Raw genomic sequence first — 11,860 nt, 5'->3', positions numbered from 1 at the left:
TCTCCTATATACACATATTACAGGTTAAGAATTTCCTTGATTTCTTGCAGATTTTTAATCTCATAGTCGATTCTTACGTCTCTGTCCAGCGGAAGTCCCTTTGGATTGTACCAGCAGCACTTGATACCTGCATTATTACCTCCTAGAATATCGCTGGTAAGCGAATCTCCTATTATTATCATCTCATCCTGCTTTATGGGTCCAAGGTATTTGCCCTCTGAATATGGCAGGTCGCTCTCATGCTCCTTGAGCCATTTATCAATCTCGGCAAAGCAGGGTGTGAAAAAATCTACGGAAGGCTTCTCTGCACCTATTTCCTCGGAAATAAACTTAAGATCGAAGATCTTGTCAAATCCTGAGTTTCCAAGCTTACCGGTCTGGGCCTTCTTGGTTCCGTTTGAGGCCATGCACTGAAGAATCTTACCTTTATAACCTGCAAGAAGCTCATAAGAATTATCCCTAAAGCAGATCGTCTCACCCAGAAGCACCTGATATCTGTCATTAAATGCCGCTGCTATGGAAGTATCCATTCCAAGAAGTGCAAAGAACTCACGAAAGCGCCCCTCAAGAACCTCTTGTTTCTCCATCTCGCCGCGCTCAAGGGCCTGCCAGCGCCTTCTGTTTATCACCATGTACTCCTGTAGCATTTCCTTGGTAAACTCTCCCAATCCGAATTCACGAAAATCGGTCGAAAGAGCCTCCCACTCAGCCACGTCAAAATCCAAAAGTGTGTTATCCAAATCCCAAAGTACTGCTCTTATCATAAAATCTCCTTACTTCTGACTATTGTTTAAGTATAATACAAAGACCAAAAAATGAAAAACTCACATCAAAAAATGATTTGACGTGAGTTAATTTGGTATGTATATTATAATGGTTTTGTATTCTTAAGAGAGGATTAAATTTTTTTGTACTATGACAAAGGGGTCAATTACAAAAAATCTGGTGACGTTTGCCATTCCGCTGTTTTTCGGGCAACTCCTTCAGCAGCTGTACAATGTTGTTGATTCTGTTGTTGTAGGCAACGTACTTGGAAAAGAAGCTCTGGCTGCGGTTAGTACAACCGGTAGCCTTATTTTTCTTATGGTCGGATTTATCAACGGCCTGTTCATGGGTAACAGCGTTATCATCGGTAAGAGCTATGGCGCTAAGGATTATAAGAGCGTAGAAGTGGCAACTCACACAGGGATAACATTTGCTATTATAATGGGACTTGTAATGACGGTATGGGGCTATTTCTTTACCCCTATCCTTCTTGGATGGATGGGAACTCCTGCCGATGTTATGCAGAATTCGGTTTTGTATTTCAAGATATATTTCCTGGGAGGCCTTGGAAACATCCTCTACAGCGCCTGCTGTGGTGTATTTCAGGCTATGGGCGATTCCAAGCGTCCCCTGCACTACCTGATGGTTAGTACGGTTCTCAATACTATTCTCGATATCACCTTCGTTAAATTCCTTGGATTTGGCATTGGCGGAGCCGCCTTCGCAACTATTATCGCACAGTTTGTCAGTGCCTTTTTGGCATTTTCAAAGCTTACAAGAGTGGATGGCCCGCATAGGATCTACATCCGCAAGCTAAGGATCAACAAGGACGTCCTTGCCAGGGAGCTTCGGATCGGTTTCCCTACAGGAATCCAGAACAGCGTTATAGCTATAGGAAATGTTGTGGTTCAGTCCAATATCAACGCCTTCGGCTCCGTCGCCATGGCGGCCTGCGGCAGTTACTTTAAGCTCGAGGGCTTTGTATTCCTGCCTATAACCTGCATGTGCATGGCTCTTACCACCTTCGTAAGCCAGAATCTTGGCGCCGGTGAGATTGACAGAGTCAAGAAGGGAAGCATTATCGGAAGTGCCATCAGTATCGGCTGCGCAGAACTTATCGGCGTTCTTGTCTATATTTATGCACCTGTTTTCCTCAGGATGTTTTCCAATGAGGAGGTTGTTCTTGGCATAGGCACTACCCAGGCAAGGACCGAGAGCCTGTTCTTCTGTCTGTTAGCCCTTAGCCACTGCCTCGCAGGAATCTACCGAGGAGCCGGCAAGACAACCATTCCCATGATTGTTATGCTCTCCAGCTGGTGTCTTCTTAGAATTACCTATATCACCATAATCGTCAGGATCATTCCTGTGGTTAATGTGATATTCTGGGCTTATCCACTGACTTGGTCAGTTAGCTCCATCGTATTTATTATCTATTATTTCAAAGGAAAATGGCTCCGGGTCGGAACAGCAGTCTGATTCCCGGCCAAGAGCCATATGATTTAATAACACTTACTATTTCCTGAGAAAAAGTACCTTTTTGAACAGCTCTGTGGTCTTTTCCTTGCCGAATTTCTGAACAAATACGTCGGTTGCAGGGCCTCCGTTGTTCAAAAGGCCGTCCACGTAATAGTCAATTTTCTTAGCTTTGGCATCGTAGTCCGTAACCTTTGGTGCATCAATCTCAAGAAAAGTCTTATAGTACTCTCTGCAGATCTCATCAAAGGTCTCGGTATCTGCCTTTTTTCCCTGATAGCTCACAGTTTCCGGAAGTCTGACATCGTCGTACCAGGCAGGTTTTGCTTCCTCAGTAAATACGTATTTAAGATTCTTTTCCTTGATGGGATGAAGCTTATCCAGAGAGGTCTTTTCGACCATAGTATCGTAGAACTCAAGCATTGCCTTATCTTTTCCAAAGGCGAATATCCTGTCATAAGAAAAAAGAGGTAGATCAATAACAATTGGATTGATAATGAGCGTATCCATGCGAAGAAGTCCAAAGAATCCCTTCGCCACCATAGTGGAAACGTACCCCAATCCTTCTGCTTCATAGGAGTTCATGGTGAAGGTCATCCCCTTGACCTTGAGCCCGGAGAACCCCTGAGATCCAAGCTCTTTTAATTTGTGCTTCCCGTTGATGATTTCAAGCAATTTGTCCATACTGCCTCCCAACAATTATGTAGTAATAGAATGCCTTGATTCAAACCAAGTATCATTATATTACAAATATATGGGAAATAGTCATTTTTATTGCTCAAAATCCCTGTTCATCCAGAAATTCATTAACGATCTGCTCATACCTGTCAGGTGAAGCGAATCGTGACATTGCATGTCCTGCTCCTTCAAAGAGTTCAATCCGCTTATATCCCTTTTGAGCTTCGTAGATGCGTCTTGCATTATCCGGAACAATGAAGTCATCCGCTGCGCCATGCATGATAAGTAGTGGCACTTCATTATCGATGATTGCTGTTTCCGGCTTGACGCTTGTAAAGAAGTACCCATAGATAATACCGGCTGCAACAGAGGCAAAATACACAAGAAAAGGCGGCAAATGCATATTTTTAAGGCCAACCTTCTGCACATTGATAATGTCCGCAAAGCCGCAGTCTTCTACCGCAAAGGCAACATCCGGTTTGTATCTTAACGCAGAGATCGTAGAAGCGGCTCCAAGAGACTCACCATGTAGTCCAAGAAGAATGTCCTTACCGTATCGCTCCCTTGTATCCCTTATAACACACAGAAGGTCCCGACATTCTTTTTTACTGAAAGTACATATATGTTTCCTGCCGATGCGTGCCGGCATCTTCGTGCTGTCACCAAACAGATTCTCGCCGTGTCCCCTCAGATCATAGATGATGCAGTCGTAACCTCTCTTGATGAATATGGGAACATACTTAAGTGCTCCGTGCCTGGTTGATGAAAATCCATGGGTAAGAATTACAAAATGCTTCCCATCCCCGCATTCCGACTTGATATGCTCAGCATGAAGAACATAGCCCTCATAACCATTTATAGTATATGGAGTGCCCTTACCTATAAATGCAGCTCCCTGTGGATCATCTTTTCTCTCTATTTCGGCAGTCTCCTCAAGACTACAACGCTTGCCTCTTACAGCATATGCCGCCAGAGCATAGGCCACAGCTATAATCAGGACTATTATAATAACAGCAATTATCATAATCTACTCCCTTCATTTCGCCTACTTAACAATAAGAGCCTGACCTTGATAAGATCAGACTCTTTGGTCACAAATTACTTATATACTGCGACAGGTCTTATCGCTCCTTGCCATAGAAGAATAATCCCAACATATCAGGTCCAACATGGGCACCTGAAAATGGCTCGTGCTGAGCTATTGTAACAGGTACATTAGGAGTAATCTCCAGAACCAGATCCCTTAGGAGTTTTGCATCCTCAAGGCAGTCACCGTGGGAGATGCATACCTGCTGATCCGGTATATCCATCACCTTCTCCTCATATTTCTTAGCAAGAGTACGTATCGCCTGACTGCGGCCTCTTGCCTTGACGCAGGATACGATGTGTCCTGTATGATCTCCGTAGAGAATCGGCTTGATATTAAGAACATTACCGATTGTTGAAGCTACGCCGCTGACTCTGCCGGTTCTTCTAAGGAAATTCAGATCTCCTACAGTAAAATACTGGCACATATGAGGAACATCCTCGTCAAGAAGCCTTGCCGCTTCTCTTACATCAGTTCCGTTCTTGGCAAGCTTCGCCCCTCGAACAGCGAGAATTCCGTTGCCAAATCCGCAGCCATGGGAATCCACAATATGAATGAATCTGTCCGGAAACTCCTCCATAAGCTCTTCCGCAGCAATTCTGGCTGCATTATAGGTTCCGCTGATACCCGAACTCATGGAAATATAGATAATATCCTGTCCCTCTTCGAGAGCAGGTCTAAAAGAAGTCTCAAATAAATGTGAATTCAAAAGAGAGGTCTTAGCAACCTTCCCATTACGTAAATCCTCATAAAATGCATGACCATCAAAATGATCAATATCTCCTGAATATGTCTGTGGAATATCATCCAATAAATACTCATTCGGAATAAGCCTGATGCCTTCAAGCATATCCTTAGGAAGGTTCGCACAACCATCTGCGAACACCACAAAACTAAAGCCCATAAAAAACCTCCACTTTAAGCAATAATAACTAAGTATAACACAATTAATTAACTGCTGCTTTAAGTATTTTTTTGTTCTCGTACATAGCAACGTCAGCTCTTTCAAAAACGTTGGCTACATTTCTGTCCCCTTGATAGCGAGCCATTCCGCCTCCATGACTCCGATTATGGGATCACACCATCTTGCAAGTGCCTCCTCATCGCTTACTTTGCCATTGGCAGCACGAATAATAGGCTGGTTATACACCTGTATCCAGCCTTCCTTAAGCGCTCTGTCAAAATTCTCCAGAACGTACTCTCTATCATCATCATTGATTGGGGGGATGTAGTTTCTCTGAAATTTGCCCATGCACTAACCCTCAACGGATATAAGTAATAGCAATTTGCGTATTTCGGCACATTCCCATACTATATTATACTGCATTTAGACATTTTTTTATTAGATTTTTTTTATGAATACTTTATATGGGAAACAGATATTAGTCACAATTATGGTATAAGATATTCACCATATATGGAGGACAATGCCAATGGAGAATATCAGACCCTCAGATAACGATTACATTAAGAATTCATCAAAAAAGGTGATTGAGACCGTCAATTACAACGGAAAATATGTTGATGTCACGACCATCAGAAACAGGATCATATCCATGTCCATTGGAATTATTGCCCTTGTTTCTGTCGCAGTACTAATTTTTCTGTAAGAAACATGCGCCAATACGTGCATATAAAAAAGCTCTTATCCCAAGGATAAGAGCTTTTAATAATTCGCGTTATTTTTTAGTTCCAGGCTTTTCGCCCTCCTGAAGCTTCTTGATGCCCTCAATTGCCGTTTTGTATATCATTGCCATATGTCTTGAAGCCGGATCACTCATATCACATTTATTTTGCATCAGCTTAAAATGCTGTAATGCTTCATCGATCACACTCTTCGAAATAACATATCCGTCACAATACAAAGTACCGGTTTCAGGATCAAATCTGGATTCCTCAAACCTCGTCTTAGCATAATCTCCCGCACCCATACTTGCTGCCAGCTGATTAATAAGATCACTTCTAGAGTCCGCCATATAAACCTCCTTTTGGGGTTCAACCTCTCATTAGCTAAGGATAATTATATCATACGGACAGCCGGGCAAATATTAAATGAGTTTAAAAAATTTTGAAAGGCGTTGAAAAAAACACAAAATATCATATGTTCTTGACCAGTGTAAGCACATTCTTACCATCAAGTCTCTGATATTTCATATCATCCATGGTTTTTTTCACCATAAAAATACCAAGCCCGCCGATTTCTCTCTCTTCTGCGGACAAGGATACGTCAGGATCTTCCTTTGCAAGAGGATCATAAGGAATACCCTCATCTATAAACGTAATTACAGCCCGATCAGGATTATCTTCGTGACTGATCCTGATCACGGCATCTCCCGTGCCGGATTCATAGGCGTAGCTGGCTATGTTCACGAAGATCTCTTCCACAGCTACATCCAGCTGTATCTGAATCTTCATTGAACATCCCATGCTCTCTAATTGCTCATCCAAAAAGGCTGTAACCCTGTCAAGATTGTCAGTTTTAGCTTCAACAATGAGCTCTTTCATTATTCTCTGCCTTTTATTCAATATTGAGAATGTCAACGAATCCTGTTACTTCAAATATCTCATTGATCTCTTCGCTTACGTTCTTAACCACCATATTACCCTGCTTATTCATAACCTTCTGAGCAGACAGAAGAACACGAAGTCCGGCTGAAGAAATGTACTCAAGCTTTGCCAGGTCAAAAGTAAGAGCATTTACGCCCTCAAGCGCAGTCTTAAGCTCGTCATCAAGAGCCGGTGCTGTAGTTGTGTCAAGTCTTCCCTCCAGACCGATTGTAAGAGCGTTTCCGTTAAGTGTTTTGTTGATTGTCATTTTTTCTCTCCTCTCATAGATAATCTCTGCCAAGCTATCATTTACCGCTTAATTCGCAGATAATTGTCATCTCGACAATATTCCTTTGTACGCCCACCTTTACATCCTTCGCAAGATTGGCCACTATTGACTTCTCAAGCTCATCCCAGGCCTCTTTGGCCGCAACGTTATCTTCTGCCTCTTCCTCCAGGGACGTTCTGTAATCGTACAAAGACCAGGCAAGCGCCGAGTCACCTATAACATCAACGCTTCCACCCATTCCCATTGTACCATAATCAATGTAACCACCGCCATATTCCTGCTGAAGTTTCATGACATTATCGTAATTAAGAAGGCCATTCTCAATGATTTCTGCAATTTTACCCATTAAGCCCTTGGCCTTGGCGTTGGTTTTCTCCGTAGAAACCTCTATAAGTTCCTTTTTACGGTTAATATCGATATCCTCGGCCTTGACCGTAACATCGATGCTCACTGTCTTCTCATCATCCTTATTAAGCTTAATGGCAGCGTCATAATCCCCCGCCATTGCCCTCAGCATCCCAAGGGTCTCCTCCACCAGAAGCCTTACATGAAGGCTGTCTTTTATGGCAAGATTAAAACCTTCAATCTGTTCATCGATCCTGTCGAAGGAAATGTTCTGTTTCTTTACGTCTCCCATGATAAACCTCCTAAAAATGTAACCCTATATCACAGCTGCTGATTCTCAACAAGTTCATAGAAGCTTCCTCTTAGCTCCATAAGCTCATCATAAGTCCCTTCTTCTATGATATTTCCTTCAGAAAGAACCATTATCCTGTTACAGTTCCTTATGGTGGAAAGCCTGTGCGCCACTACTATTCTCGTACATTTCAGATTATCAAGAGCATCCGAAATTTTCTTCTGAGTAATATTATCCAACGCACTGGTTGCTTCGTCAAATATTAGTATCTTTGGCTTTGACGCTATAGCCCTTGCAATCAGTATCCTTTGTTTCTGCCCTCCGGATATGCCGCCCTGCCCTTCTGCAATGACGGTATTCATACCCATAGGCATCGATTTAATATCATCTGCTATGCCTGCAATCTCAGCTGCTTCCCAGGCTTCCTCCTCGGTAAGGTTGTCTGAGGCAACCGCAATGTTCTCAAATATGTTCCCGAAAAAGAGCTTGCCATCCTGCAGTACGCTTCCTATTTTCCTTCGAAGTGCCTGGATATTCACTCTGCTGATGTCCATACCATCGATATACACAGCGCCCTTCCGGGGCTTCTCAAAGCCAAGAATAAGGCGGATCAGGGTCGATTTGCCGCAGCCTGTCTTTCCTACGATAGCGACATAATCTCCCGGCCTTATCTTCAGCGAAAAGTCGTTCAGCAGATAGGGTTCGTTGTCTGAATACCTGAAGGAAACCCTGTTGAACTCAATTGACCCTGACAGGCGCTTAATAACTCCCCTGTTTTCTTTTATCTCCGGCTCTGCCTTAAGAATCGGCTCCGCCAGTTCAAATACAGGCCTTATCTCAGCCAGAGACAGGGACACCTTAGCCATTTGGGAAAAGGCCTCGGCAACAAAGCCGTATACAATCGTAAACGCATAGAAATTGGCTGCCTTCACTCCCGCCTTAATGGCCAGATAATACAGCACAATGGTTCCGGTCAGCGATATCGCCATATTTATTACTTTGTTGAGTTTAAGGAACAGTGGCGGGTTATAAGTAAGACTTGCCTGCTCCGCATACTCCGATGCCCATTTGGCAAAAGCTCTTTTCTCGGCACCTGCCAGTCTTATTTTCTGAATTCCGCTTATAAGCGCATAGGTAAGACCATATTCGCTTGCCGCCAGCTCCATCTGCTTTTTGGTTACCTTCATCTGCACCAGAGTGGATATGATATTGTGCAATATCGTAACAAAAGTTATTAGAAGCGCCGGTACCACCAGCAAAGGAGTTATCGTGAAAATCTGTAGCACGTACATCAGTGCGATAATCGAAGTAATACCCATGCTAAACAGGTCCCTGATGATCATCTCGCATATCGCACTGACGCTCCCTGCCCTTATGGTCAGTTCGCCTGCACTGTAATCCCTGAAAAAAGCTGTAGGGAGCGAAAGTATCCTGTGAATGACCGCTCCTTCCACCGGAATCGTAACTTTCCATTTAACTCTGGCGGTAATGACTTTTTTAACCGAATCCAGAATATTCGACAAAAGCTCGGCACTTGCTATTGCAATCGCCAGAACCAGAAGTAGATTAATGCTCTTTTCCTCAAGAACCATAGAGGTCATAACCAGGGATAACTGAGGCGTCACCATGCTGATGCCGGTAGCTATAAAGGTTACCAGAATGAAAAAAACAACATCATAGGAAGAAACGCAGCTTTTCATATAACTTACAAGTTCAGATATGCCCAGTTTCTTTAAGGGAAGCGGATTGTAAAAACAGTAGGCAGTTTCATCAAGAAGATCCAGCCGCTTTTTGTTTATCACAACCCTTTTGCCGGTCTCTCTGTCATAGAAATAGTAACCGGTAAAACCTATCGGAAACAGTACTACCGGATCTCCTGTCCCTCGCAAAAGAGTAAGCAGCGGGCCAAAGCTGTCCAGATACCACCTGCCTTCTAATGTGATCTTCCTCTTCATCATTCCCACGGAATTGGTACAAAAGTCTATCTTTTTGTTAAAATCCGTGATATACGCAGGAATTGCCACAGACTTATGCCCGTAAAAAGCAAAAATATCCTCCAGCGCTGATTCCAGGGTATATTTGTGGTCGGTACGCCCTGAACCGGTCCTGTCTCCGAGAACCTTGCGGCTAAGCTTTTCAAAGGAACTCTTATAGAGCTCCTCATCGTTTTTATTCCGTTGTCTTATCTGATCGTCAAAAAAGCCCACCCGGTCTATGCTCCTTCACTTGATACCAGTTGTTTGTAATATCCGTCTTGTTCCAATAGTGCGGCATGGGTACCGCTCTCGGTTATTTTACCTTTGTTTAGAACTATGATATTGTCACAGTCTTTAATGGTGGATACGCGATGCGCAATAATAATAAGTGTTATCCCACGCTGCTTGATTGCCTCTATCACATCCTTCTCGGTCTTGGCATCCAGAGCACTGGTGGCCTCATCCAGGATTATTACAGACGGATCCATCGCAAGAACTCTGGCTATTTCAAGCCTCTGCCTCTGTCCTCCCGACAGGTCCTTTCCCCCTTCTGTCAGAACATGCTGATAACCGCCGCTCTTTTGCATTATGTCATCATGAACCTGGGCATCTCTTGCCGCCAGGATCACTTCAAAATCTTCGATGGAGGAATCCCACATTTTAATATTGTTCTCGATGGTATCGGCAAAAATCGTGATCTCCTGATCAACCACCGCCAAGGAGCCCGTAAATACCCCCCTGTCGATCTCTTCAATCCTTTTCCCGTCAAAAAGTATTTCGCCGCCCCAGGGCTTATACAAGCCTGATATAAGCCTGGATATTGTCGATTTGCCGCTTCCGCTGCTACCAACTATGGCTATCCGCTGCCCCTTCTCGATCTTCAGCGAAAAATCATCTATTATTGGGGCTGAAAGCCTGGAATAACCGAATGAAACATTCTTTATCTCGATATTTCCCGAAAGCTTGTCATGATTATCCCCCGGACTTATAAACTCCCTGACAGCGCATTCGTCATCGGGGTAATTCATAACATCATCTATTCTCTCCATCCTGGCCCGCATCTCCTGAAGATCTGCCCCGGCATTCATTATTGTCTGAGCAGGCTCCATAAAGTTGCCCATGATACCCTGAAACGAAGAGATCATACCTATTGTGAATTCCCCCTTCATAGTCAGGTACACGCCTATAAACAGCACCATATGATTGGCCAGCGCAGCGATATATGTGGGAATTCCGCCCATATATGCGTTTATTCTAAGTGCTGCTACTTCTTTATCATCATATTCAGCCTTAATATCAGACCATTTGGAGAAAAAACCGTTCTCTGCACCGCTTCCCTTAATGGTCTCGATCATGCTTATTCCGGAAATAGTGGCGGTTTCAAGTTTACCCTTGTCCACCAGCATTCCCCTTGTCACATTCTCTTTTTTTATAGATACAGCCCTGGTGATCGACACATTGATAACCACCGTTATTATACCAATAGCCGCCAGAACCATTGATTTTCTGACCATGATTATTAGGTAAAATACCATCATAATGCAGTTCAGATACAGCGGAGCCAGTGTATTTACCATTGTCTTGGCTATTACTTCATTGGTGGAAAGACGCATGAGAAGGTCTCCCGAAGTCCTCTGAGAAAAGAATTCCATTGGCATCATCAGGATCTTCCATAGAAAAGAAGTGCTTCCGTTAACCGCAAGCTTGCCGTCTATCTTAAGGGATTTGACCGAATTCACCCACTGTGCGGCAATTTGAACAATAGCAAATAGTATTAAAAAGATCATCAGAACTTCAAAATGCTCATTTTTTCTTCCCGTCAGGAATTCATCTATAACATTCTCCCTGATAAGAGGATTAATAATGGTAAAGACATAGGATAGAATTGCCATAACAGTCGTAAAAATAACTGCTCCTGCAGCTCCTTTAAGGCGCTCCCCGGCGTAGTCCCAGATACTTTTTCTCTTGCCACCCTTCTCGAACTGCTCCGTCGGCTCAAATACCATAGCGACTCCCGTATAGGATTTCTCGAACTCTTTTGCGGAGACAACCACATTGCCCCTTGCAGGATCGCATAAATAGGCTTTCTCTCCTTTGAATCCCTCCAGCACTACGAAATGATTGTATTCCCAGTGTATTATGCACGGAAAAGAGCCCCCTTCCCTTATGGAAGAAGGCGGAATTCTGTAGCCTGTGGCCTTAAGCCCATATTTTCTGGCAGCGATCAGTATATTTTTCGCATTGGAGCCGTCTCTTGATACTCCGCAATCTATACGAAGCTGTTCCAGCGCAACCCACCTGCCGTAGTACGCCAATATCATGGCAAGTGCAGCAGCTCCGCATTCCAGCGCCTCCATCTGCATCACTACCGGAACCTTGACCCTGCTTTTTTTCTTCACCAAAGCCCC

Annotated in this window: 13 protein-coding genes; 2 read left to right on the top strand and 11 right to left on the bottom strand. The window is 43.7% G+C overall.

All coding sequences use genetic code 11. From position 1 onward, the window contains the following. Nucleotides 1–17: 17 nt before the first annotated feature. Nucleotides 18–764: an HAD hydrolase-like protein gene (locus G588_RS0108885; RefSeq protein WP_022778386.1), complete on the bottom strand. Its 747-nt coding sequence runs from the start codon at nt 762–764 to the stop codon at nt 18–20. Between the two features lie 151 nt (nt 765–915). Between G588_RS0108885 and G588_RS0108880 the strand changes: the two genes are divergently transcribed. After that, nucleotides 916–2,241 carry an MATE family efflux transporter gene (locus tag G588_RS0108880; RefSeq protein WP_022778385.1) on the top strand — a complete coding sequence of 442 codons (1,326 nt, stop codon included), beginning with the start codon at nt 916–918 and terminating at the stop codon, nt 2,239–2,241. A 36-nt stretch (nt 2,242–2,277) separates the two neighbouring features. Here G588_RS0108880 and G588_RS0108875 read toward each other — a convergent pair whose 3' ends face one another. From G588_RS0108875 to G588_RS19700, 4 genes are all read right to left on the bottom strand, one after another. Next, nucleotides 2,278–2,922 (bottom strand): hypothetical protein, encoded by a 645-nt coding sequence (locus tag G588_RS0108875; protein ID WP_022778384.1) that lies wholly within the window; start codon nt 2,920–2,922, stop codon nt 2,278–2,280. A gap of 94 nt (nt 2,923–3,016) precedes the next feature. Next, the gene (locus G588_RS19705) at nt 3,017–3,940 is read right to left on the bottom strand and encodes an alpha/beta hydrolase (RefSeq protein WP_022778383.1); all 924 of its coding nucleotides are present in this window, start codon (nt 3,938–3,940) and stop codon (nt 3,017–3,019) included. Between the two features lie 97 nt (nt 3,941–4,037). Continuing rightward, the gene (locus G588_RS0108865; RefSeq protein WP_022778382.1) at nt 4,038–4,907 is read right to left on the bottom strand and encodes a DegV family protein; all 870 of its coding nucleotides are present in this window, start codon (nt 4,905–4,907) and stop codon (nt 4,038–4,040) included. Between the two features lie 114 nt (nt 4,908–5,021). Next, the gene (locus G588_RS19700; RefSeq protein WP_022778381.1) at nt 5,022–5,255 is read right to left on the bottom strand and encodes an EAL domain-containing protein; all 234 of its coding nucleotides are present in this window, start codon (nt 5,253–5,255) and stop codon (nt 5,022–5,024) included. Between the two features lie 181 nt (nt 5,256–5,436). On the opposite strand from G588_RS19700, the gene G588_RS22475 reads away from it, so the two are divergent. Then, entirely contained in the window at nt 5,437–5,613 is a 177-nt protein-coding gene (locus G588_RS22475; RefSeq protein ID WP_022778380.1) for a hypothetical protein, read from the top strand. A 69-nt stretch (nt 5,614–5,682) separates the two neighbouring features. Here the strand turns inward: G588_RS22475 and G588_RS0108850 are convergent, their stop codons facing one another. The 6 genes from G588_RS0108850 to G588_RS0108825 form a co-directional block, all read right to left on the bottom strand. Further along, the gene (locus G588_RS0108850) at nt 5,683–5,979 is read right to left on the bottom strand and encodes a hypothetical protein (RefSeq protein ID WP_022778379.1); all 297 of its coding nucleotides are present in this window, start codon (nt 5,977–5,979) and stop codon (nt 5,683–5,685) included. Between the two features lie 121 nt (nt 5,980–6,100). Continuing rightward, on the bottom strand, nt 6,101–6,529 hold the full coding sequence (locus G588_RS0108845; protein WP_330361409.1) for an ATP-binding protein: 429 nt from the start codon (nt 6,527–6,529) through the stop codon (nt 6,101–6,103). Then, nucleotides 6,522–6,818: an STAS domain-containing protein gene (locus G588_RS0108840; RefSeq protein WP_022778377.1), complete on the bottom strand. Its 297-nt coding sequence runs from the start codon at nt 6,816–6,818 to the stop codon at nt 6,522–6,524. Before G588_RS0108840 ends, G588_RS0108845 begins: the two co-directional genes overlap by 8 nt. 37 nt (nt 6,819–6,855) lie before the next feature. Beyond that, the gene (locus G588_RS0108835) at nt 6,856–7,476 is read right to left on the bottom strand and encodes a hypothetical protein (protein ID WP_022778376.1); all 621 of its coding nucleotides are present in this window, start codon (nt 7,474–7,476) and stop codon (nt 6,856–6,858) included. Nucleotides 7,477–7,505: 29 nt separating this feature from the next. Continuing rightward, complete coding sequence (locus G588_RS0108830) at nt 7,506–9,683, bottom strand: ATP-binding cassette domain-containing protein (RefSeq protein WP_022778375.1); 2,178 nt, start codon at nt 9,681–9,683, stop codon at nt 7,506–7,508. 5 nt (nt 9,684–9,688) lie between these two features. Continuing rightward, nucleotides 9,689–11,851 (bottom strand): NHLP family bacteriocin export ABC transporter peptidase/permease/ATPase subunit, encoded by a 2,163-nt coding sequence (locus tag G588_RS0108825; RefSeq protein ID WP_022778374.1) that lies wholly within the window; start codon nt 11,849–11,851, stop codon nt 9,689–9,691. Nucleotides 11,852–11,860: the final 9 nt, after the last annotated feature.

The sequence above is a fragment of the Butyrivibrio sp. AE3009 genome (assembly GCF_000420845.1).
In the GTDB taxonomy this organism is placed as follows: domain Bacteria; phylum Bacillota; class Clostridia; order Lachnospirales; family Lachnospiraceae; genus Butyrivibrio.
The sequence above is the reverse complement of the archived record's forward strand: the minus strand, read 5'-3'. Positions and strand labels throughout refer to the sequence as shown.

Excerpts from the sequence above, each read along its gene's own strand:
- G588_RS0108885 (WP_022778386.1), bottom strand. The coding sequence starts at position 764 with ATGATAAGAGCAGTACTTTGGGATTTGGATAACACACTTTTGGATTTT.
- G588_RS0108880 (WP_022778385.1), top strand. The coding sequence starts at position 916 with ATGACAAAGGGGTCAATTACAAAAAATCTGGTGACGTTTGCCATTCCG.
- G588_RS0108875 (WP_022778384.1), bottom strand. The coding sequence starts at position 2,922 with ATGGACAAATTGCTTGAAATCATCAACGGGAAGCACAAATTAAAAGAG.
- G588_RS19705 (WP_022778383.1), bottom strand. The coding sequence starts at position 3,940 with ATGATAATTGCTGTTATTATAATAGTCCTGATTATAGCTGTGGCCTAT.
- G588_RS0108865 (WP_022778382.1), bottom strand. The coding sequence starts at position 4,907 with ATGGGCTTTAGTTTTGTGGTGTTCGCAGATGGTTGTGCGAACCTTCCT.
- G588_RS19700 (WP_022778381.1), bottom strand. The coding sequence starts at position 5,255 with ATGGGCAAATTTCAGAGAAACTACATCCCCCCAATCAATGATGATGAT.
- G588_RS22475 (WP_022778380.1), top strand. The coding sequence starts at position 5,437 with ATGGAGAATATCAGACCCTCAGATAACGATTACATTAAGAATTCATCA.
- G588_RS0108850 (WP_022778379.1), bottom strand. The coding sequence starts at position 5,979 with ATGGCGGACTCTAGAAGTGATCTTATTAATCAGCTGGCAGCAAGTATG.
- G588_RS0108840 (WP_022778377.1), bottom strand. The coding sequence starts at position 6,818 with ATGACAATCAACAAAACACTTAACGGAAACGCTCTTACAATCGGTCTG.
- G588_RS0108835 (WP_022778376.1), bottom strand. The coding sequence starts at position 7,476 with ATGGGAGACGTAAAGAAACAGAACATTTCCTTCGACAGGATCGATGAA.